At 61.8% G+C, this 21,500-nt stretch carries 21 protein-coding genes; 12 read left to right on the top strand and 9 right to left on the bottom strand.

Translation table 11 applies throughout. From position 1 onward, the window contains the following. Positions 1–50 precede the first annotated feature (50 nt). Entirely contained in the window at positions 51–1,373 is a 1,323-nt protein-coding gene (locus HB680_RS31575; RefSeq protein WP_213942185.1) for an Nramp family divalent metal transporter, read from the top strand. Between the two features lie 132 nt (positions 1,374–1,505). On the opposite strand, the gene HB680_RS31570 is transcribed toward HB680_RS31575, so the two are convergent. Further along, positions 1,506–2,399 (bottom strand): LysR family transcriptional regulator, encoded by an 894-nt coding sequence (locus HB680_RS31570; RefSeq protein WP_213942184.1) that lies wholly within the window; start codon positions 2,397–2,399, stop codon positions 1,506–1,508. Between the two features lie 114 nt (positions 2,400–2,513). Here HB680_RS31570 and HB680_RS31565 point away from each other — a divergent pair, with 114 nt between their 5' ends. Next, a complete protein-coding gene (locus HB680_RS31565; protein ID WP_213942183.1) occupies positions 2,514–3,116 on the top strand; it encodes an NAD(P)-binding domain-containing protein in 603 nt (200 codons plus the stop codon). A 167-nt stretch (positions 3,117–3,283) separates the two neighbouring features. Here HB680_RS31565 and HB680_RS31560 read toward each other — a convergent pair whose 3' ends face one another. From HB680_RS31560 to HB680_RS31550, 3 genes are read right to left on the bottom strand one after another with little or no spacing between them, the layout of a single operon-like run. After that, positions 3,284–4,462 (bottom strand): acetyl-CoA C-acetyltransferase, encoded by a 1,179-nt coding sequence (locus HB680_RS31560; RefSeq protein WP_213942182.1) that lies wholly within the window; start codon positions 4,460–4,462, stop codon positions 3,284–3,286. An 11-nt stretch (positions 4,463–4,473) separates the two neighbouring features. Next, positions 4,474–5,139, bottom strand: coding sequence for a CoA transferase subunit B (locus HB680_RS31555; protein ID WP_054051104.1), 666 nt, complete (start codon positions 5,137–5,139; stop codon positions 4,474–4,476). Positions 5,140–5,175: 36 nt separating this feature from the next. Further along, entirely contained in the window at positions 5,176–5,874 is a 699-nt protein-coding gene (locus HB680_RS31550; protein ID WP_054051106.1) for a CoA transferase subunit A, read from the bottom strand. Positions 5,875–6,154: 280 nt separating this feature from the next. Between HB680_RS31550 and HB680_RS31545 the strand changes: the two genes are divergently transcribed. Beyond that, positions 6,155–7,093, top strand: a complete 939-nt coding sequence (locus HB680_RS31545) for a LysR family transcriptional regulator (RefSeq protein ID WP_213942181.1) — start codon at positions 6,155–6,157, stop codon at positions 7,091–7,093. 375 nt (positions 7,094–7,468) lie between these two features. On the opposite strand, the gene HB680_RS31540 is transcribed toward HB680_RS31545, so the two are convergent. Together HB680_RS31540 and HB680_RS31535 are read right to left on the bottom strand one after the other, a co-directional pair. After that, complete coding sequence (locus HB680_RS31540; protein ID WP_213942180.1) at positions 7,469–8,311, bottom strand: NAD-dependent protein deacetylase; 843 nt, start codon at positions 8,309–8,311, stop codon at positions 7,469–7,471. 233 nt (positions 8,312–8,544) lie between these two features. After that, entirely contained in the window at positions 8,545–9,591 is a 1,047-nt protein-coding gene (locus HB680_RS31535; RefSeq protein WP_213942179.1) for a class I SAM-dependent methyltransferase, read from the bottom strand. Positions 9,592–10,119: 528 nt separating this feature from the next. Between HB680_RS31535 and HB680_RS31530 the strand changes: the two genes are divergently transcribed. The 4 genes from HB680_RS31530 to HB680_RS31515 all read left to right on the top strand — a co-directional run bounded on the left by HB680_RS31530 (position 10,120) and on the right by HB680_RS31515 (position 13,497). Beyond that, positions 10,120–11,454, top strand: coding sequence for an acetamidase/formamidase family protein (locus tag HB680_RS31530; protein WP_213942178.1), 1,335 nt, complete (start codon positions 10,120–10,122; stop codon positions 11,452–11,454). A 183-nt stretch (positions 11,455–11,637) separates the two neighbouring features. Next, positions 11,638–11,844, top strand: a complete 207-nt coding sequence (locus HB680_RS31525; protein WP_163909425.1) for a hypothetical protein — start codon at positions 11,638–11,640, stop codon at positions 11,842–11,844. Positions 11,845–11,906: 62 nt separating this feature from the next. Beyond that, on the top strand, positions 11,907–12,746 hold the full coding sequence (locus HB680_RS31520; protein WP_213942177.1) for a DUF692 domain-containing protein: 840 nt from the start codon (positions 11,907–11,909) through the stop codon (positions 12,744–12,746). Then, on the top strand, positions 12,739–13,497 hold the full coding sequence (locus tag HB680_RS31515; protein ID WP_213942176.1) for a putative DNA-binding domain-containing protein: 759 nt from the start codon (positions 12,739–12,741) through the stop codon (positions 13,495–13,497). The genes HB680_RS31520 and HB680_RS31515 overlap by 8 nt, the downstream gene beginning before the upstream one ends. Positions 13,498–14,721: 1,224 nt before the next feature. Here the strand turns inward: HB680_RS31515 and HB680_RS31510 are convergent. Then, positions 14,722–16,026 (bottom strand): HAMP domain-containing sensor histidine kinase, encoded by a 1,305-nt coding sequence (locus HB680_RS31510; protein ID WP_213942175.1) that lies wholly within the window; start codon positions 16,024–16,026, stop codon positions 14,722–14,724. After that, positions 16,023–16,763: a response regulator gene (locus tag HB680_RS31505; protein WP_213942174.1), complete on the bottom strand. Its 741-nt coding sequence runs from the start codon at positions 16,761–16,763 to the stop codon at positions 16,023–16,025. The genes HB680_RS31510 and HB680_RS31505 overlap by 4 nt, the downstream gene beginning before the upstream one ends. A gap of 296 nt (positions 16,764–17,059) precedes the next feature. Between HB680_RS31505 and HB680_RS31500 the strand changes: the two genes are divergently transcribed. From HB680_RS31500 to HB680_RS31490, 3 genes are all read left to right on the top strand, one after another. Further along, complete coding sequence (locus tag HB680_RS31500) at positions 17,060–17,323, top strand: DUF2790 domain-containing protein (protein ID WP_213942173.1); 264 nt, start codon at positions 17,060–17,062, stop codon at positions 17,321–17,323. A gap of 39 nt (positions 17,324–17,362) precedes the next feature. Further along, positions 17,363–17,617 carry a hypothetical protein gene (locus HB680_RS31495; RefSeq protein ID WP_213942172.1) on the top strand — a complete coding sequence of 85 codons (255 nt, stop codon included), beginning with the start codon at positions 17,363–17,365 and terminating at the stop codon, positions 17,615–17,617. 248 nt (positions 17,618–17,865) lie between these two features. Then, complete coding sequence (locus tag HB680_RS31490; RefSeq protein ID WP_213942171.1) at positions 17,866–19,077, top strand: cytochrome c biogenesis protein DipZ; 1,212 nt, start codon at positions 17,866–17,868, stop codon at positions 19,075–19,077. Between the two features lie 9 nt (positions 19,078–19,086). Here the strand turns inward: HB680_RS31490 and HB680_RS31485 are convergent, their stop codons facing one another. Further along, positions 19,087–20,079: an AraC family transcriptional regulator gene (locus HB680_RS31485; RefSeq protein WP_213942170.1), complete on the bottom strand. Its 993-nt coding sequence runs from the start codon at positions 20,077–20,079 to the stop codon at positions 19,087–19,089. 180 nt (positions 20,080–20,259) lie between these two features. Here HB680_RS31485 and HB680_RS31480 point away from each other — a divergent pair, with 180 nt between their 5' ends. Together HB680_RS31480 and HB680_RS31475 are read left to right on the top strand one after the other, a co-directional pair. Continuing rightward, entirely contained in the window at positions 20,260–20,550 is a 291-nt protein-coding gene (locus tag HB680_RS31480) for a DUF4242 domain-containing protein (RefSeq protein WP_213942169.1), read from the top strand. Between the two features lie 33 nt (positions 20,551–20,583). Beyond that, complete coding sequence (locus tag HB680_RS31475) at positions 20,584–21,396, top strand: class I SAM-dependent methyltransferase (RefSeq protein WP_213942168.1); 813 nt, start codon at positions 20,584–20,586, stop codon at positions 21,394–21,396. Positions 21,397–21,500 lie beyond the last annotated feature (104 nt).

The raw sequence follows: 21,500 nt of genomic DNA, 5'->3' as shown, positions 1-21,500 counted from the left end.
GTGGTCGAAACGTCTAAGCTGCGCCTTTCCACCTGCCGACGGATGTTTGCGTGAATTTCAGTTTTTTGCCCAAAGTCGCCACGGCGCCGTTTTGCCCGCCGGAAGTGGCCGGCAGTGTTGCCGTTGACCCGAGTGCGTCGTTCTTCAAGCGCCTGCTGCGATTTGCCGGCCCCGGTTTGCTGGTGTCGATCGGCTACATGGATCCGGGCAACTGGGCCACGGCGATTGAGGCCGGTTCGCGGTTTGGCTACAGCCTGTTGTTTGTGGTGCTGCTCGCGAGTTTGGCGGGGATGGTGGTGCAATGTCTGTGTTCGCGACTCGGCATCGCTACCGGGCGTGATCTGGCGCAATTGTCCCGGGAGCGCTACAGCACCCGGACCGCGCGAACCCAATGGGTACTGGCGGAAATCTCGATCATCGCCACCGACCTCGCCGAAGTGCTCGGCTGCGCCCTGGCGTTCCATTTGTTGCTCGGCGTTTCGCTGACCGTCGGCATTGCGCTGACCGCGTTCGACACGTTGCTGGTACTGGCCTTGCAGAACCGTGGTTTTCGCCGACTGGAAGCGATCATGTTGGTGCTGGTCGGCACCATCGGCGCGTGTTTCTTCGTTGAGTTGCTGCTGATCAAACCCTACTGGCCGGACGTTGCCCGTGGCTTCACGCCGTCACTGTCCGCCATCGGCGATGCCGCGCCGCTGTACATCGCCATCGGTATCCTCGGGGCCACGGTGATGCCGCATAACTTGTACTTGCACACCTCGATCGTACAAACCCGGATGATCGGCAAGGACCTCGCCAGCAAGCAGGACGCGGTGAAACTGGCGCGCATCGACACCATCGGCTCCCTGGCCCTGGCGCTGCTGGTCAACGCGGCGATCCTGATCCTGGCGGCGGCCGCGTTTCACGGCACCGGGCATAGCGACGTGGTGGACATCCAGGACGCCTATCACCTGCTTGATCCGCTGGTGGGCGGGGCGCTGGCCAGTGTGTTGTTCGGCGTTGCGTTGCTGGCCTCGGGGCAGAGTTCGACCTTTACCGGGACCATCGCCGGGCAAGTGATCATGGAGGGTTACCTGAACCTGCGGATTCCCTGCTATCAACGGCGATTGATCACTCGCGGGCTGGCGCTGATCCCGGCGTTCATCGGCGTGTGGCTGATGGGCGATAACTCGATTGGCAAGTTGCTGGTGATGAGCCAGGTGGTGTTGAGCCTGCAACTGCCGTTTGCGCTGTACCCGTTGATCAGCATGACCAACGACCAGAAGTTGATGGGGCCGTTTGTGAATCGGTTGCCGACGCGGGTGTTGGCGTGGGGGTTGTTCGGGGTGATCAGTGCGGCGAATGCGTGGTTGATTTTGCAGTGGGTGGTTTGAGCCAAAGAGGTGTGTTGGCTGGGCTGGCCTCTTCGCGAGCAAGCCCGCTCCCACAGGGAAATTGGGTTGCACATAGATATTCAGTTCACTGCAGATCCCCTGTGGGCTTGCTGGCGAAGAACGATGACGCGGTCACCCGCCAAACGCATCAACCACAAAATCAATAAACACCCGGGTCTTGGCCGGCATCAAGGTGCGGCTCGGGTAGTACAGCGAAATCGGCCCCGCATCGGCGTGCCAGTCCGGCAGCAGGCGCACCAGTTCACCGCGCTGGATCTGCGTGACCACATCCGGCAGCACCAGCAGCGTCACACCCAGGCCCAGCAGCGCCGCCTCGCGCATGGCGGCCGGGTCGTTGAGGACGATGTTTTCATTCAGGGTGGCGCTCGCTTCATGGCCCGCGCTGTCGCGCATGGTCCACTGACGAATCCGCCCGGTACGAATGCCGCGCATCACGATGCCGGTGTGGCCGAGCAAGTCCGCCGGAATGACGGGTAGAGGGCGCCCGGCCAGGTAGGCCGGTGAAGCGACGGCGACGATATCCGCCGCCGCCAACCGCCGCGCAATAACCCCCGGCTTCAGTTCAAAAACACCGCCGATGGCCGCGTCATACCCTTCGGCAATCAGATCCACCTGACGGTTCTCGAAATGCCACTCCGGCCGAATCAACGGATAACGCGCCAGAAACCCCGGCAGCAGCGGCAACACATGGCCAATGCCAAAGGTCGGCGCCAGGCTGACCTTGAGCACACCCGCCGGTTCTCCGCGATCACTGCTCACGGCACTGATTGCGGCCTGCAACGCCTCCAGATTGCCGCCAATACTCGCGAGAAAACCTTCCCCGGCTTCGGTCAAGGACAGCTTGCGCGTCGAGCGCTGGAACAGCCGCACACCGAGGTTGCGCTCCAGCATCGCCACGTTGCGGCTGACCGCAGCCGGGGTTAGCGCCAGCAAGCGAGCGGCGGCGGAAAAACTGCCGGTTTCAGCGCTACGCACAAAGGATTCGAGGTTGGCGAGGGTTTCCATGGCAGGCACCTATTAGTAATGCTTGAAGATCATTCAAGCCATTACCGGCTAATCAAGGGCTAATGGCAAGCGCAGTATTCACCCCAACAACCACCTGAATTGGAGTGAATCAACATGAGCACTATCGGAATCATCGGCGCTGGCGCCATCGGCTCAGCCTTCGCCCGGGCCCTGTCCCGTCAGGGGATTGAATTGGTCATTGCCAACAGCCGCGGACCGCAAACCCTGACGGCACTGGTGGAGGAACTCGGGCCAACCGCCCGTGCCGGCACCCGTGAAGAAGCGGCTGCGCAGGACATTGTGCTGGTCGCGGTCAATTGGTCGAAGTTGCCGACAGCGTTGGCCGGTCTGCCGAATTTCGCCGGGCGGATTATCATCGACGCCAACAATTCGATTGAGGCGCCAGCGTTCAAAGCTGTGGATTTGCAGGGCCGCACGTCCAGCGAAGTGTTCGCAGAATGGGTGCCGGGGGCGCGGGTGGTGAAGGCGTTCAATCACCTGGCGGCGCGGTTGCTGGAAAGCGATCCGGCAGCGGAAGGTGGCAAGCGAGTGCTGTTTCTATCCGGCGATGATGCCGAGGCGAAAGGGCAGGTGAGTGCGCTGATCGAGCAGCTGGGGTTCTTTGGGATTGATCTTGGCGAGCTGAGTGTCGGGGCGCGACTGGCGCAGTTCCCGGGCGGGCCGTTGCCGACGTTGAACTTGGTGAAGCTTGGCTAACGGAACACAACGGTCCCAGCGAAGGGGGATCGAGTTTGTATGTGTATGACCCGGTGCGAGGTAAATCGCACCGGGGGTGTTGCCAGACAGCGAACGGATATTCGTGGGTCCCCGCGCTGTCTGTTGAACTCCTAGATCGTTCCCACGCGCGTGGGAACGATTGGGGACTAGCGTTCGATCGCCAGTGCCACGCCTTGACCACCACCGATGCACAGGGTGGCGAGGCCTTTTTTGGCGTCGCGCTTGATCATTTCGTGCAGCAAGGTCACCAGCACACGGCAGCCTGACGCACCGATCGGGTGGCCCAGGGCGATGGCGCCACCGTTCACGTTGACCTTGTCCAAGTCCCATTCCAGGTCCTTGGCCACGGCCAAAGATTGCGCGGCGAAGGCTTCGTTGGCTTCGATCAGGTCCAGTTGGTCGATAGACCAGCCGGCCTTGCTCAGGCAGCGGCGAGTGGCCGATACCGGGCCGATGCCCATGATCGCCGGATCAACACCTGCGTTGGCGTAAGCCGCGATTTTTGCCAGCACTGGCAAACCGAGGGCCTTGGCTTTCTCGGCGCTCATCAGGATCACGGCGGCAGCGCCGTCGTTCAGCGAAGAAGCGTTACCGGCGGTCACCGAACCGTCCTTCTTGAAGGCAGGCTTCAGTTTGCCCAAGGATTCGGCGGTGGTGCCGGCCCGTGGTTGTTCGTCGGTGGCGAAGGACAGCGGATCGCCCTTGCGCTGCGGGATCAGGATCGGCGTGATCTCATCGACAAAACGCCCGGCTTCAATGGCCGCCGTGGCTTTTTGCTGGGAGGCGGCGGCGAAAGCATCCTGTTGTTCGCGGGTCAGGCTGTACTTGTCCGCGAGGTTCTCGGCGGTGATGCCCATGTGGTAATCGTTGAACGCGTCCCACAGGCCGTCGCTGATCATGGTGTCGACGATTTGTGCGTGCCCCATGCGCAGACCGGTGCGCGCGCCCGGCATCACGTAGTTGGACAGGCTCATGTTTTCCTGGCCGCCGGCAATGATCACGTCGGCATCGCCGCAGCGAATCGCCTGGGTCGCCAGGTGCAGGGCCTTGAGGCCCGAACCGCAAACCTTGTTCAAGGTCATCGCCGGCACGCTGAACGGCAGGCCAGCCTTGATCGCCGACTGGCGCGCAGGGTTTTGCCCGGCGCCGGCGGTGAGCACCTGGCCCATGATCACTTCATCGACGTGCGCCGGGTCGAGCCCGGTTTGCGCCAGCAACTGACGGATCACCGCCGCGCCCAGGTCAACGGCGGACACACCGGCCAACGCACCCTGGAAACTGCCGATGGCGGTACGGGTGGCGGCAACAATAACGACGTCTTGCATGGAATGATTCCTCACTGGGCAGCGAACTGCATTTCCGGAACGTGATCCGGCACGATCAGTTTACCGGCGGTCTTGGCGACGATCTCTTCAACACTGACACCCGGCGCACGTTCCTTGAGAATGAACGCGCCGTTTTCGATTTCCAGGTAGGCCAGGTCGGTCAGCACACGCTTGATGCACCCGGCGCCGGTCAGCGGCAGGCTGCATTTGGACAGGAGCTTGGACTCACCGTCCTTGGATGCGTGGGTCATGATCACGATGATGTTGTCTGCGCCGGCCACCAGATCCATGGCGCCGCCCATGCCCTTGACCAGTTTGCCCGGGATCATCCACGAAGCGATGTTGCCTTCGACGTCGACTTCGAAGGCGCCGAGCACGGTCAGGTCGACATGCCCGCCGCGAATCATCGCGAAGGACTCGGCGGAGGAAAAGATCGACGCGCCGATGCGCGCAGTCACGGTTTGCTTGCCGGCGTTGATCATGTCGGCATCGATGGTTTCTTCAGTGGGGAAGGGACCCATGCCGAGCAGGCCGTTTTCCGACTGCAGCATGACTTCCATGCCTTCGGGGATGTAGTTGGCGACCAGGGTCGGGATGCCGATGCCCAGGTTCACGTAGAAGCCGTCCTGCATTTCGCGGGCGACGCGTTGAGCCATTTGTTCGCGGGAAAGTGCCATTGTTGTTGTTCCTTCATTCGGTCCGGGGGCAGGGGATCACTTACGCACGGTGCGCTGTTCGATACGCTTCTCGAACGTGCCGCAAATGACCCGATCGACGTAGATGCCTGGGGTGTGGATCTGCGCCGGGTCCAGCTCGCCGGGTTCAACGATTTCTTCGACTTCGACCACGGTGATCTTGCCCGCAGTGGCGGCCAGCGGGTTGAAGTTCTGGGCGGTGTGGCGATAGATGACGTTGCCGAAATGGTCGGCTTTCCAGCCTTTGACGATGGCGAAGTCGCCGGTGATGGATTCTTCCATCAGGTACTTGCGACCGTGGAATTCACGCACTTCCTTGCCTTCGGCGACCGGGGTGCCGACGCCGGTGGCGGTGAAGAAGGCCGGGATGCCGGCGCCGCCCGCGCGCATTTTTTCGGCGAGGGTGCCTTGGGGGGTCAAAACGACTTCGATTTCGCCTTTCAGCAGTTGGTCTTCGAACAGTTTGTTCTCGCCGACGTAGGAGGCGACAACCTTGCGAATCTGCCGGTCGACCAGCAGCACACCGAGGCCGAAACCGTCGACGCCGCAGTTGTTGGAAACCACCGTGAGGTCGCGGGTGCCTTTGCGCTTGATCTCGGCGATGAGGTTTTCCGGGATCCCGCACAGGCCGAAGCCACCGGCAATCACGGTCATGCCGTCTTCAAGACCTGCAAGGGCTTCCTCGTAGGAACTCACGCGCTTGTCGAAACCTGCCATATGCACCTCTTTTATTCTTTGTGGGCGGCTGGCTAGCCGTAGTGGAAGTGAGTGTCGCGCTGGCGTATTCATTTGTTAAGTTGATTTTTAAGGTTGATTGATAGATAAAACTCACCAATCAGTTTTGTGGGAATGAGCCTGCTCGCGAAGCCGATCTAAAGGGCACACCCATCGTTCTGTAGGAGCAAAGCTTGCTCGCGATGGCGATTTCAAGGACGCCATCGCGGGCAAGCCTTGCTCCTACAGATAGCACATACGCCAATTACAGGAGCCATTCGCCATGACCGTCAAGCAAATCCGCGCCTTCCTGGCCGTGGCCCAGAGCCTGAGTTTCGCCGTGGCCTGCGAGCGCTTGCACCTGTCGCAATCGGCGTTGAGCCTGACCATCAAGGCCCTGGAAGAAGGCCTCGGCGGGCGCCTGTTCAGCCGCAACACGCGCAACGTCGCACTGACGCCCGAGGGCGAATCCCTGGTGCCGCTGGCCCGTCGGCTGATTGCCGATTGGGACAATGCCGAAGACGAACTGCGCCAGCGCTTCACCCTGCAACGCGGCCGCGTCACCGTGGCGGCGATGCCGTCGTTTGCCGGCAACCTGCTGCCGCCGATCCTCAAGACGTTTCGCGCGCGTTATCCGAAGGTCAACGTCACGGTGAACGATGTGATCAACGAGCAGGTGCTGGAAATGGTCCGCGACCGCCAAGTGGAACTCGGCGTGTCGTTCGAACCGGCCCACAGCACGTCGCTGGAGTTTACGCCGTTGTACATCGACCGGTTTGTTGCGGTGGTCCCGCACGACTCACCGCTGGCGACACTGGACGATATCGACTGGCAGACTTTATTGAAGGAGCCGTTTATCACCTTGCAGCGACCGTCCACGGTACGGGTGATGCTCGAAGAACACTTGCAGGCCCGGGGTATGAAACTGCCGGTGGAGTTTGAAAGCCATCAACTGGCGACGGTCGGGCGCATGGTCGCCAGCGGCTTGGGCGTGAGCGCCGTGCCCGCGTTGTGCATGCAGCAAATGCAGGAATCGGGCGCGCACTGCATCACCTTGCGCGACCCGGTGGTGGAACGGGCGATTGGCGTGCTGACCAAACCGGGGCATGAACTGTCGGCGGCGGCGCAGGCGTTGTTTGATATTTTCAAGGAGGCGAATTTGAGCCAGCAGTTGGAACCACCCCTCACCCTAACCCTCTCCCCAGAGGGTAGAGGGAACTGACCGAGGTGTTCTTGGAGCTACATCGACCTGAAATACCGAGTTGAACTCAAGTTTTGAACAGCATCAAGATCTGCTCCCTTTCCCCCTCTCCCCAGAGGGTAGAGGGAACTGACCGAGGTGTTCTTGGAGCTACATCGACCTGAAATACCGAGTTGGACTCAAGTTTTGAACAGCATGAAGATCTGCTCCCTTTCCCCCTCTCCCCAGAGGGTAGAGGGAACTGACCGAGGTGTTCTTGGAGCTACATCGACCTGAAATACCGAATTGAACTCAAGTTTTGAACAGCATGAAGATCTGCTCCCTTTCCCCCTCTCCCCACTGGGGAGAGGGCTGGGGTGAGGGGTGGATCTTGAGCCTGACACCATGCTGGTGGCATCAACGATTAAGGCGCTGTGTCAGTAGCGGCAACAGTTGCTCGCAAGACGCCTCGATTTTCATATCCAGAATCTCATCCGCCCGCGTCTTGCCCAGATTGATCGCAATCAACGGCTTGCCCTGATCCACCACCGCCCGGCACAACCGAAACGCCGAATACGCCATCAACGACGACCCGACCACCAGCAATCCCGCCGCTTTCTCAACTGCCGCCATGGCCTTGGCCGCCGTCACCTGCGCAACGTTTTCGCCAAAAAACACCACGTCCGGTTTCATCCGCTGCTCGCCGCAATGGGGGCAGTGCGGCACTTGAAAACGCGCTTCAAATGCCGGGTCGAGCAGGGTGTCGCCATCTGGCGCCTGCACCGCATCGACCCCGGCCAGGTACGGGTTTTGCGCTTCCATCAACTGCTGGATCGCATCGCGCTCGCTGCGCTGCCCGCAGTCCAGGCACAGCACCCGGTGCAGGCTGCCGTGGAGTTCGATCACGTCATGGCTGCCGGCCTGGTCGTGCAAGGTGTCGACATTCTGGGTGATCAGCCCGCCGATCTGCCGCGAACTCTGCAAACTGGCCAGCGCCTCATGGGCCGCGTTCGGACTGGCCAGGCGCACCCGCGGCCAACCGAGCATCGCCCGGGCCCAGTAACGGCGCCGGGATTCGGGGGCAGCGAGGAATTCCTGGTACATCATCGGTTGCCGGCCCCGGCGCACGCCTTGGTTGTCGCGATAGTCCGGAATGCCCGACGGCGTGCTGATGCCAGCGCCGGTCAGCACCGCGAACGGCTGGTCGGCCATTAACTGCTGAAGTCGGTCGAGTTGTTCGCGGATGGGGCTGGCAAGCATGTTCAACACTCCAGAGGGCCTTGAGTGTGTGCAGGGTAGCATTTGCCGATCACAACGCGGCGCTCGCGAATAACGCACCTGTAGCAGCTGGCGAAGCCTGCGTTCGGCTGCGCAGCAGTCGTGAAATCAGACGGCGCGGTGCTTCTGGCAGACCTCGCTTTCAGGTTTCACGACTGCTGCGCAGCCGAACGCAGGCTTCGCCAGCTGCTACAAGGTGGTGTATTGCCAGTTGTTTATTTACGCGCCTCCAGAATCAAGTTGAACGGCGTTTCCGTCGCCCGGCGGAAATGCTTGAACCCGGCTTCGGTGAACACCTTGCGCAACCGCGCCTCACCGGCCTGGGCGCCGAGCCCGAGGCCGACTTCCTGGGACAGCGAGTTCGGGGTGCAGATGAACGTCGACGCGGCGTAGAACAGCCGTCCTACCGGGGTGATGTTGTCGTCGAGGGAATCGTTGGCGTAAGGCTCCACCAGCAGTACCGAGCCGTCCGGTTTCAGCGAGTCATAGGCGTGCCGCGCCGCGCCCACCGGGTCGCCCATGTCGTGCAGGCAGTCGAAGTAGCAGACCAGATCATAGTCGTTGCCCGGGTAGCTTTTCGCCGTGCCCTGGAAGAACCGCGCGCGACCGGACACGCCACCGGCTTCGGCGCGTTGGGTGGCGACGGTGACGGAGGGGGCGTGGTAGTCGAAGCCGACGAATCGCGAATCCGGGAACGCCTGGGCCATGATCACCGTTGAGGCGCCGTGGCCGCAGCCGATGTCCGCCACCTTGGCCCCGGCCTCGAGTTTGGCGACCACGCCTTCCAGGGCCGGCAGCCATTCGGCGACCAGGTGCGCCTTGTAGCCGGGGCGGAAGAAGCGTTCCGTGCCGCTGAACATGCACGAATGGTGCTCGCCCCAAGGCAGGGCGCCGTCGCCGCGGAAGGCTTTGACCAGTTTGTCCTTGTCATGGAAAAACGACGCAACCACCCCGACACCGCCGGCGATGTACACCGGCGAATCCTCGATCGCCAAGGCCAGGGCTTGTTCTTCGGGCAGGCGGAACTGGCCGTCCTGATGCTCCATGTACCCGGAGGCGGCATGGGCACTGAGCCATTCGCGCACAAGGCGAGGGTGGCAACCGGTCTTGTCGGCGAGTGCTTCGGGGGTGACTGGCTGGCTGTCGGCCATGGCCCGGTACAGGCCGAGTTCTTCGCCGAGAATGACATTGGCCAGCATCGCCGCGCCGCCCATGTCGTTAACCAGTTTGCCCATGAAATCGTTAAGTCTGGCCTCGTCCATCACAGGTGCTCCTATTGCAGGATCACGGTCCAGAGGCCTTGTTTGTCGAGGCGTACGCCCCTGGGCGGTGGTCGTGGGAATGAACAGGACGATGACCTCGTCCTGCGTGCAGTAAGTTTAGTCCGGGGGGCAGGCGCTGCGGCGTCGGGCGACGAAAGCCACATTTTCCTGGCCGAAACAAAACCCCTGTGGGAGCGGCGGTGGGCACATATTTACCGATTAATCCAAAACCCTGTGGGAGCGAGGCTTGCCCGCGAAGGCGGCGTGTCAGTCGATAAAAATGTTGGCTGACGCGCCGCCTTCGCGGGCAAGCCTCGCTCCTACGGGGCCGGTGTTGTATCACCGTGTATCCAGCACCTCTCCTGATACACAGTTCACCAACACCGCGTCCCGCCAAACACAGACCAGATACAAACCTGCGATGAACTGTAAAGACCATCGTCGGCCCTGGAAAAAGGCCCGGCCATGGAATTTCGGGGTCGCCCACACCAGGCGGCCGTTCGCTCCTGACTGTGAAGGGGACCTTTCATGACAACGCTCCTGCCTCAATCCGATCTGCAACCCGCCACCGTGGATCGCCTGCGTGTCGACCATTACACCAACGGCATCATCGGCCCGAGCCAGCCGATGCTCGGGCCACTGGCCGACGGCGGCACCCTGATCACCGGCACGCCGCCGGGGTGTTGGGGGCCGATGATTACGCCGGCCTTCCAGGGCGGCCACGAAGTCACGCAACCGGTGGCGATTGCCGGCGCCGAGATCGGCGATGCGGTGGCGATCAAGATCAACCGCATGCGCGTGACGTCGCTGGCCACGTCGTCCGGGGTGATGAGCTTTGTGGAAGGGCGCTATCACGGTGATCCGTTCGTCTCCAAATTCTGTGGCAAGTGCGGCACCGAACACCCGGCCAGCCATGTCGAAGGCATTGGTGAGGACGCGATCCGCTGCAACAACTGCGGCGCCGAAGTCAGCGCGTTTCGCTTCAGCCACGGCTATGTGATCGTGTTCGACGCGCAGCACCAGGTCAGCCTGACCGTCAATCAGGATGTCGCCAATCAACTTGCCGGCAATGCCTCCGAAATGGCGGCGCTGCCGGAATTCGCCGCCCAACACTCGATCCTGTCCCTGGCCCGCGCCGACATGCCCGGCGTAGCGGCGCACATGCGTCCGTTCCTCGGCAACATCGGCACCACGCCGTCCCGGGACTTGCCCGACTCGCACAATTGCGCCGATTTCGGCCAGTACCTGATCGACGCGCCGCACCGCTTCGGCATGAGTCGCGAAGAACTGTACGCGGCCAAGACCGACGGCCATATGGACACCAACTCGATTCGCGAAGGCTGTGTGTTGATCTGCCCGGTGAAAGTCCCGGGCGCCGGGGTGTACATGGGTGACATGCACGCCCAGCAGGGCAACGGCGAGATCGCCGGGCATGCCACCGATTGCTCCGGGGAAACCGAAGTGCAGGTGCATGTCATCAAACACTTGCGCCTGGAAGGACCAATCCTGCTGCAAAACCTCGACGACCTGCCACCCATGGCCCGGCCGATGAATGCCGAGCAACGCCAGCACGTGCGTGAACTGGGCACCCGCTGGGGCCAGCACGAGATCGAGCAGAGCGGGCCGATCACGTTTATCGGCAGCGGCGAGAACCTCAACCTGGCGGTGGAGAACGGTTTGCAACGCGCCGCCGCCGTCACCGGACTGCCTTATGACGAAGTGCTCAACCGCGCCACCATCACCGGCTCAATCGATATCAGCCGCTTGCCGGGCACCGTGCGCGTGACCTTCCTGTGCCCGATGCCGGTACTGGACCGCATCGGCATTGGCCATTTGGTGCGGGAAAAGTACGACTTGCCGTAACGACCATCGACGGGTCTGTACCGAAGTGTGTACAGACCCTTTGACGATACATCCGCTGGCATTTTCCAGCGAAACCGCACACAGACCCGATACATCCCTTCGTTTAAATGTACCTACCGGCTGGCGCTGAGCCCTCAGCGCCAGAGACCGGTTCACCGTTTATCCATTGCAGGAGTCTCACCCATGTTCAATTTCACTAAAGTTTCGTCCCTCGCCATCGGTCTGGCCCTGGTGGGCGGTCTGGGTCTGTCCACCGCCGCTTCGGCGCTGAGCATGACCGACCTGGCGTCGGGTTACAGCCAGGCCCAGGCCTCTGCTGATGTAGCGAAAGAGAGCGCGGAAGGCAAGTGTGGCGAAGGCAAGTGCGGCAGTGCTGCCGAAGCCTCCTGACACCGCTTGGTGGGGGCGCCCCCGGTGCTCCCGCTCTTTTCAATCTGGACGGGATCGACACCATGCAGACCTCTGATTTATCAACGAAGGCCAGCGTCGGGCTCGGCCTGCGCCGCGGTTTAATCAAAGACCTTCAGGCTGCTCCGGCCGGGAGTTTCGATTTTCTCGAGGTCGCCCCGGAAAACTGGATCGGCATCGGCGGTGCCCATGGCGCGGCTCTGCGGGCCTTGGCCGAACGCTATCCGTTGTCCTGCCATGGCTTGTCCCTGTCGCTGGGCGGCTCGGCACCGCTGGATGTCGGTTTTTTGCAGGAAGTGCGGGTTTTTCTCGATCACTACAACGTGCCGCTGTACAGCGAGCACCTGAGTTATTGCAGCGATGACGGTCATCTTTATGACCTGCTGCCGCTGCCGTTTACCGAAGAAGCGGTGCACCACGTGGCCGCGCGAATTCGTCAGTCCCAGGACATTCTTGGCCGGCGTCTGGCGGTGGAGAACGTCTCCTACTACGCCGCGCCCCGGCAGGATATGGACGAACTGACGTTCACCAATGCCGTGCTGCGCGAAGCCGATTGCGATCTGTTGCTCGACGTCAACAATGTGTACGTGAACTCGATCAACCACGGGTTTGATCCGCAGGTTTTTTTGTCCGGGATCGATGCGGAACGTGTGGTGGCGATGCACGTGGCGGGGCATTTCGATGAGTCCGACACGTTGAAAATCGACACCCACGGCGCCTCGGTGAAACCGGTGGTCTGGTCGTTGCTGGCCGAGGCTTACGCGCGGTTCGGCGCGCAACCGACGCTGCTGGAGCGGGACTTCAACTTCCCGGTGTTTTCGGAACTGGTGGCCGAGTTGCAGACCATTCGCCGCTTGCAAGGTGCGGAGGTGAGTCGTGGATAAGCCTTCGCTGCATCAGCAACAGGATGCCCTGACGCGTTACTTGCGCGACCCCGAGCATTGCGCGCCGCCGGTCGAGATGGACGCCGCTCGGGTCGAGGTTTATCGCGATCTGGTGTTCAACAATCTGTCGTTGTTGCTCAGCGGCACGTTCCCGGTGCTGGTGAGGATTCTGGGGGATGAAGATTGGCGTTCGCTGATGCGGATCTTCCTGCGGGACTACCGCGCGCGCACGCCAAAATTTGGCGAAATCGCCCGAGAGTTTGTCGAGTTTCTGGCGGCTGAACCCCAAGGGTTGAGTGAAAGGGATTGGCCGCCGTTCATGGTTGAATTGGCGCATTACGAGTGGGTCGAAATGGCGTTGCAACAGTCTGACGACGAGCCGTTGCCGGCCAGCAATGCGGGATTGTTGCTGGAGCGTCCGTTGCGGGTTTCGCCGCTGGCCTGGCCGTTGGCGTATGGCTGGCCGGTGCATCTTGTCGGACCGGATTATCGACCCGACGCGGCACCTGAACAGCCCACCTTGCTGCTGGTTCGACGCTCTGAAGACTGGAGTGTGAAATTCTCCGAACTGAGCCCGCTGGCGTGGCGGTTGTTGCAGCGGATTGCAGAGTTTCCGCTGTTGAACGGCGGTGCGCAGCTGGACGGACTGGCGGTGGAGGCGGGCGCCGCAGGATCGACCGCGTTCAGAGAGAACGGCCTGGCGCTGCTGCGGCAGATGCATGCGGAAGGTGTGCTCGGCATCCTCGCTTGAACGCAATTCCCCAAACAACCCGAACCCCTTGTGGGAGCGGGCTTGCTCGCGAAGGCGGAGTGTCAGCAACATCGATGTTGGCTGTGCCGGCCTCTTCGCGAGCAAGCTCGGCTCCCACAAGGGTTCAGTGTTGGTCGGTAAATATGTATTCGCCGCCGATCCTCTGTAGGAGCGAGGCTTGCCCGCGAAGGCGGAGTGTCAGCCAACATCGATGTTGGCTGTGCCGGCCTCTTCGCGGGCAAGCCCGGCTCCCACAAGGGTTCAGTGTTGGCCGGTAAATATGCGCCTGCCGCCGATCCCCTGTGGGAGCGGGCTTGCCCGCGAAGGCGGAGTGTCAGCCAACATCGATGCTGGATGTGCCGGCCTCTTCGCGGGCAAGCCCGGCTCCCACAAGGGTTCAGTGTTGGCCGGTAAATATGCGCCTGCCGTCGATCCCCTGTGGGAGCGGGCTTGCTCGCGAAGGCGGTGTGTCAGCCGACATCCCTGCCGGATGTGCCGGCCTCTTCGCGGGCAAGCCCGGCTCCCACAAGGGTTTGGTGTTGATCGGTAAATATGTATTCGCCGCCGATCCCCTGTAGGAGCGAGGCTTGCCCGCGAAGGCGGAGTGTCAGCCGACATTGATGCTGAATGTGCCGGCCTCTTCGCGGGCAAGCCCGGCTCCCACAAAGGTTCAGTGTTGGTCGGTAAATATGTGCTCACCGCCGATCCTCTGTAGGAGCGAGGCTTGCCCGCGAAGGCGGAGTGTCAGCCAACATCGATGTTGGCTGTGCCGGCCTCTTCGCGAGCAAGCTCGGCTCCCACAAGGGTTCAGTGTTGGTCGGTAAATATGCGCCTGCCGCCGATCCCCTGTGGGAGCGGGCTTGCTCGCGAAGGCGGTGTGTCAGCCGACATCCCTGCCGGATGTGCCGGCCTCTTCGCGGGCAAGCCCGGCTCCCACAAGGGTTCAGTGTTGATCGAAAGTTATGTGCCCCGTGCAGATCCCCTGTAGGAGCGAGGCTTGCCCGCGAAGGCGGAGTGTCAGCCAACATCGATGTTGGCTGTGCCGGCCTCTTCGCGGGCAAGCTCGGCTCCCACAAGGGTTTGGTGTTGGTCGGTAAATATGTATTCGCCGCCGATTCCCTGTGGGAGCGAGCCTGCTCGCGAAGGCGATGTGTCAGCCATCATCGATGCTGAATGTACCGGCCTCTTCGCGGGCAAGCCTCGCTCCTACAAGGGGTGTGGTGCTTATTGGGGTGTGGGCAGCCTAAGTTCTGCGCACAAGCCGCCGCCTTCGCGGTTGCTCAAGGTCAATGACCCGCCGATTGCCAATGCCAATTGCTGGGCGATTGCCAATCCGAGCCCGGTGCCGCCGGTGCTGCGGTTGCGTGAATTTTCCACGCGGTAGAACGGCTCCATCACTTGCGCCAATTCCTCTTCGGCAATGCCCGGCCCGCGGTCCATGACTTTCACCGACAAACTGCCATCGGCCTTCGTTTCCGCCTGCAACTCGGCGGCCCCGGCGAATTTCAGGGCGTTGTCCGTCAGGTTCACCAGCACCCGGCGCAAGGCGTGGGGTCGGGTGTCGATGACGGTGGCGGTTTTGCCGCTCAGTTGCACGTCTTTGCCCATGTCCTGATAGTCGAACACCAGGCTGTCGAGAAACGAATCCACGTCCGTGCGCCGGCTCTCTTCGGTCGCGCCATGGATGCTGCGGGCATAGGCCACGCCTTCGCGCACCAGGTGCTCCATTTCGCTCAGGTCATTCCAGAGTTTGTCTTTCTCGCCGGAATCGTCCATGAATTCGGCGCGCAGTTTCATGCGGGTGATCGGGGTTTGCAGGTCGTGGGAAATCGCCGCCAGCAGTTGCATGCGCTCCTTGAGATACGCCGCGATTCGCGCCTGCATGGCATTGAACGCCATGGCCGCATGGGCGACTTCGGTCGGGCCTTTTTCGTCCAGGTGCACCGCGTGGGTGTTGGGGTCCAGGGTTTCCACGGCCCGGGCGAGGCGGGTGAGGGGGCGGATGGCGATCCGCACCGCCAGCCAGGTGCAGGCGAGCATCAGCGCCAATTGCCCCAGCAGCACGATGGGCAACCACGGCGACAACGGCACCATCGCCGGCCGCACATCGATGGTCACCGGGCTGCCGTCCGCCAGTTTCAGGTGCACCTGGAAGTGTTTCTGCGGCCCGGGGATGTCGGTCACGGTCATTGGATAATCCATGCCGATGGCGTCTTTGATCGAAGTCACAGCAATTGGCGTATCACTCATGGCGGCGCCCGGTGAGCCTTCGTCCAACAGATAGCGGTAATTGCGCCGCTCCAGTTGTTGCAGCCAGCCCGCACGTTCATTGGCCGGCAAGCGGTCGAGGATGGCGATGGACGTCGAGACGTCGGTTTCCAGATTGCCGAGCATGGTGTTTTTCGAACTTTCGTAACGCTCGTAGTACTGAGCGCCAAAGGACAGGGCTTGCGCCAGGATCAGGCCAATCAGAAAGATCAGCGACAGCCGTGACGCCAGGGTGCGCGGCCAACGCATCGAGAGATTCATGACGGCGCCCCGAGCACTTCCACCGGCAGGGAAAATACATAACCTTCGCTGCGCACGGTCTTGATGTAAGCCGGCTCACGGGCATCGTCGAGCAAGCGCTGACGCAAACGGCTCACCAGCAGATCTATGGAACGGTCGAACAGATCGGCGTCGCGGCCCTGGGTCAGGTTCAGCAACTGATCGCGGTTGAGCACCCGCTGCGGGTGATCGAGAAATACCCGCAGCAAGCGATATTCCGCGCCACTGAGGGCGACCATGGTGCCGTCGCTGTCGAGCAGGTGCCGGGCCGAGGTGTCCAGGCGCCAGCGCCCGAAGGCCAGCAGACGACCGCTTTCGGTCACCACCAGGTTCGGCGGCAGCATCCGAGTACGGCGCAGCACGGCGTTGATCCGCGCCAGCAGTTCACGGGCGACGAATGGCTTGACCAGGTAATCGTCGGCGCCCATTTCCAGGCCGATGATGCGGTCGGTTTCGTCGTTGCGCGCCGTCAGCATCAGCACCGGGGTGGCTTTGTGTTTGCCGGCGCGCAACTCGCGGCAGAGCATCAGCCCATCGTCGCCGGGCATCATGAGGTCGAGCACGATCAGGTCCACCGGCGTCGACTCCAGGAACGACCGCATCTGCCGCCCATCCGCCACCACTGTGGTGCGCAGGCCATTCTTCTTCAGGTAGTTGCCTACCAGCTCTCGAATCTCGCGGTCATCGTCGACGATGAGAATGTGATCGACGTGTTCCATGGGGCAAGCCTCTATCAATGGGGGATGTCGCGCAGTCTATCGAGCCTTCGCCCGTTCGCCTGCCGGCGTTTGTATTCCAGTGTATCTGGCGTATCGACGGATACACGCAGACGCAAAAAGGTGAATTTTCGGGGGTTTTGTATCGCTGTGTATCGGGCGGCGGCTTTGATACGTAACGATTTACTCGCGGCGAATCCCGACACAGACGGGATACCTCCCGGGCTTCTAATGGGTTCCATCGAGGCAAACCAACCCGCCTCGGCCCAACCCATCATTGAAGCCTTGAGGGAACCACCATGAACACCAAAGCCATCTACGCCGCTTGCCTGTTTGCCGCCCTGAACATCTGCACCTTGTCGGCCCGTGCCGAAGCCGATGTCACCCCGCAAACCTACACCTACGGCACGCATCTGGACATCAAGAAAGTCGTGTCGCTGACCCAGGACACCGCACCTTCCTGCGGGATTGTGAATGCCCGGCTGACTTACCTGGACTCCCAGGGCAAAACCCAGGCCCTGGACTACAGCAAGTTTTCCGATGACTGCCACGAAGGCAACTGAATCCTTCTCCCCATGCCGATTTGAAACAGGAAGAACACCATGAACCACGTGACTCGCTATTTGACCGCCATTGCCTTCTCCGCTGCCGGCGCCGCCGCCCATGCCAATGCTGCGGTTGAACAGAACAGCTGTGGCAGTGCCACTTGCTTCCAACTGACCCCCGTGGCGCACAAGGACAGCAACGCGTTCCTCGCCGAGGATGGTTCCAGCCGCACGCCGCAAGGGGAGTCGGTGGCAGAGAACGGCGCGAGCCGCACGCCACAGGGGCAGTTGCTGGATAACCAGATGGCTTGAGGTGTCATCAAGAGCGACCCCTCACCCCAGCCCTCTCCCAAGAGGGGAGAGGGGAAAGGGAGCCGATCTTCATGCTTCTCAACATCTGAGTTCGACTCGAAGTCGCGGGTCGCGAACCTGAGGTCAACTTGGACTTTCAGGTCGATGTAGCTCGAAAGAACACCTCGGTCAGTCCCCTCTACCCTCTGGGGAGAGGGTGAGGGTGAGGGGTGGATTTCTAGCCAAACCACTAAATCAAGGTAATCCCCATGTTACTCATCGCATTCCTGGGCGGTATTTTGACCGTCCTCAGCCCCTGCATCCTCCCGGTCGTGCCGTTTCTGTTCGCCGGCGTCGAGCGCACTCGCTCGTCGATCCTGCTCACCCTGGGCGGCATGGTCCTGACCTTCGCCCTGATCTCCAGCCTGGCCGTGGTCAGCAGCGAATGGGTGGTCCAGGCCAACAACACCGGTCGCCACGTCGCGCTGATCGTCATGGTGTTGTTCGCGCTGTCGTTGATCTCCGCCCGTGTCGGCGGCTGGCTGGCGCGTCCATTCGTGTTGCTGGGCAATCGCCTCGACCCCGACACCCGCAAAATGTCCGGCCCGCTGAGTTCGGTGATGATCGGCGTCGCCACCGGTTTGCTCTGGGCACCCTGCGCAGGGCCGATCCTCGGTGTGATCCTCACTGGCGCAATGTTGCAAGGCGCCAACGCGCAAACCAGCCTGCTGCTGGTGGCTTACGGTTTGGGCAGCGCGTTGTCCTTGGGCACGTTGATCTTCGCCGGTCGCGGCTTGGTCAATCGCTTGAAAGCATCGATCCCGGTCACCGGTTGGGTACGTCGTGGCACTGGCGTGGCTGTTCTGCTCGCTGCGGCAGTGATTTCCACCGGCGCTGACAAAACACTGTTGGCCGGCACGTCGTCGGAAGGCGTCAGCAGTATCGAGAAAGGCGTGTTGGAAACCGTGCCGAAAGTGGTCGATTACTTCGTCAGCAAGGTCAAGGCCGACACGTCGATGGACAACGCCAAAGGCCCGATGCCTTCGCTCAACGGCGCAGTGGAATGGCTGAACTCACCGGCCCTGACCAGTGAATCCCTCAAAGGCAAAGTGGTGCTGGTCGACTTCTGGACTTACGACTGCATCAACTGCCAGCACACCTTGCCGTACGTGAAGGACTGGGCGGAGAAATACGAGAAGGACGGCCTGGTGGTAATCGGCGTACACACCCCTGAGTACGGCTTTGAACGCATCATCGACAACGTCAGGGATCAGGTGAAAAAACTCGGCATCACCTACCCGGTGGCCATCGATAACAACTATGCGATCTGGCGCAACTTCGACAACCAGTACTGGCCCGCGCACTACCTGATCGACGCCAAGGGGCAGGTGCGTTACACCCACTTTGGCGAAGGTCGCTACGACACGCAGGAACAGATGATCCAGCAGTTGCTGCAAGAGGCCAAAACCCCTGCGGCGTAACCGTTCAAATCAATGGCTCACGGGCTCCGGTCCGTGGGCCATTATTTTTTCATTCTGACCCCGCCGCCACGCCGCTGGCGGTGCGCCGAACTCGCGGCGAAACGCGCGACTGAACGCCGTATCGGTTTGATAACCCACTTCCTCGGCAATCCGCGCCAATGACGTGTTGCTGCGGCGTAACAGATTGGCGGCCAGCAACATCCGCCATTGCGTCAGATACTGCATGGGCGAGCTGCCCACCAATTGCTGAAAACGCTCGGCCAGCACCGACCTTGAGGTGCTGGCGGTGCGTGCCAGTTCTTCCAGGGTCCAGCAATGGCTTGGCTTGGTGTGCAGGGCATTCAGCGCGGCGCCGACAATCCGGTCGCCGACGCCCGCGAGCCAACCGGTGCGACCTTCGCCGTGTTCGTTCATGTACAGACGCAGCACTTCGATGAACAGCACCTCCGCCAGTTTCGCCAACACACCTTCGCCGCCCGGCCTTGGTGAGCGAGCCTCAGCCAGGGCGTAGCGCACTGAAGATTCCAGCCACATGCCGGCATGCGAGCCGCGCACGTTAACCCGAATCACCGCCGGCAACCCGGTCAGCATCATGCCTGCCAGCCGTGTGTCGCACGCCAGGTATCCGCAAACCAGTCGTGTCGTCGCGCCGCCTCCGCCATAGCTCAACTGGCGTGGGCGCCGCGCCAACACCACATCCAGCCGCGCACCCGTGGCGGGTTTAAGCCCGGGTTCAGAACTCATGCGATGGGCATGGCCCTGAGGGAACACCACCACGTCACCGGCGTTCAGCAGCAAGGGTGGATCGTTGCCGAGTTCGACGTAGCACTCGCCTTCGGTGACCAAATGGAAGATCACCACCCGCTCGGCGCCGGGCTCCAGAAACGGCGCGGCCGAATCGGCGCTGGGGGATTGGTAGCACCAGGGCGCGGTGAACCGGGCATTGATGAAGATCGCGCCGATCAGGCGCACCACACGCAGGGTTTGTGAGAGGGCGTCCATGGTGATTGCTCGTCAGAACGGGTGCTTTTAAGTGTGAGCCCGTTGCCGCGCGACGTGAAACCTCCGGACGATCGGACAGGGTTGGCCGACGATCGGGCAGGACGCCGGCCCGCGCTGGCGCGATAGTTGAATCACAGGGTCACTGCCGGCCCTGTACTGATAAGAAGAAGAGAGGTTGCCATGCCGAAGTTCGTCATAGAGCGGGAAATCCCAGGCGCCGGAGCATTGTCGGAACGGGATCTGAAAGCCATCTCGCAAAAATCCTGCCGGGTCTTGCGCGAGTTGGGCCCTGAGGTGCAATGGCTGCAGAGTTACGTCACCGGCGACAAGATCTACTGCGTGTACATCGCGCCGAACGAAGAACTCATCCGGGAACATGCCAGGCAGGGCGGTTTTCCGGCGAACAGCGTGTCCCGGGTTATGGGCATCATCGATCCCACCACGGCGGAAGAGTCGTCCGTCAGAGCCTGATTCGTGTTCATACCCGTGAGGGAGCCAGACTTTATGAGTACACCCATTGATCTTACTGCCCTGAAAAACCGTCAGATGGCCGCGTGGGCCAGTGGCGACTACGCCGTGATCGGCACCACGTTGCAGATCGTCGGCGAAGAACTGGCCGAAGCCTGCGACTTGCGCTGCGACGAACTGGTGCTGGACGTCGCCGCCGGCAACGGCAATGTCACGCTGGCCGCTGCCCGACGCGGCTGCAAAGTCACGTCCACCGACTATGTGGCAGCGCTGCTTGAACGCGGAGAAGACCGCGCCCGGGCCGAGCGGCTGGAGGTGATTTTCCAGGTGGCCGACGCCGAAGCGCTGCCCTTTGACGATGCCAGTTACGACGCGGTGCTTTCGACCTTCGGTGTGATGTTCGCGCCGGACCAGGCCAAGGCTGCCAGCGAACTGGCGCGGGTGGTTCGCCCCGGTGGCCGCATCGGCCTGGCCAACTGGACGCCGGAAGGTTTTGTCGGCCAGATGTTCAAGACCCTCGGCCAACACCTGCCGCCACCACCCGGCGCACAGCCTCCGTCGAACTGGGGCAATGAAGCCTGGCTGCACACGCACTTCGACGACCACGACTTCCAGACCCAAGTGACACGCCGCACCTTCAACTTCCGCTACCGCTCGGCCGCGCACTTCATCGACACCTTCCGCAGTTGGTACGGACCGGTGCACAAAGCCTTCGCGGTCCTGCCAGCGGACGGCGCCGCCGCACTGGAAAAGGACTTCACCGCGTTGCTGAACAGGCTGAATCGGGCAGGGGAAGCGTCATTGGTGGTGCCGAGTGAGTATCTGGAGGTGGTGATCACACGGCGCTAATGCCAGGCAACACAAATCCCCTGTGGGAGCAGGCTTGTGTGGGAGCGAGTCTGCTCGCGAAAGCGTTGGTTCAGTCGAAATTGATGGTGGCTGATGCACCGCCT

It is taken from the genome of Pseudomonas sp. dw_612, from assembly GCF_018449725.1.
GTDB lineage: Bacteria > Pseudomonadota > Gammaproteobacteria > Pseudomonadales > Pseudomonadaceae > Aquipseudomonas.
This window is presented reverse-complemented; position numbering and strand designations above follow the sequence as displayed.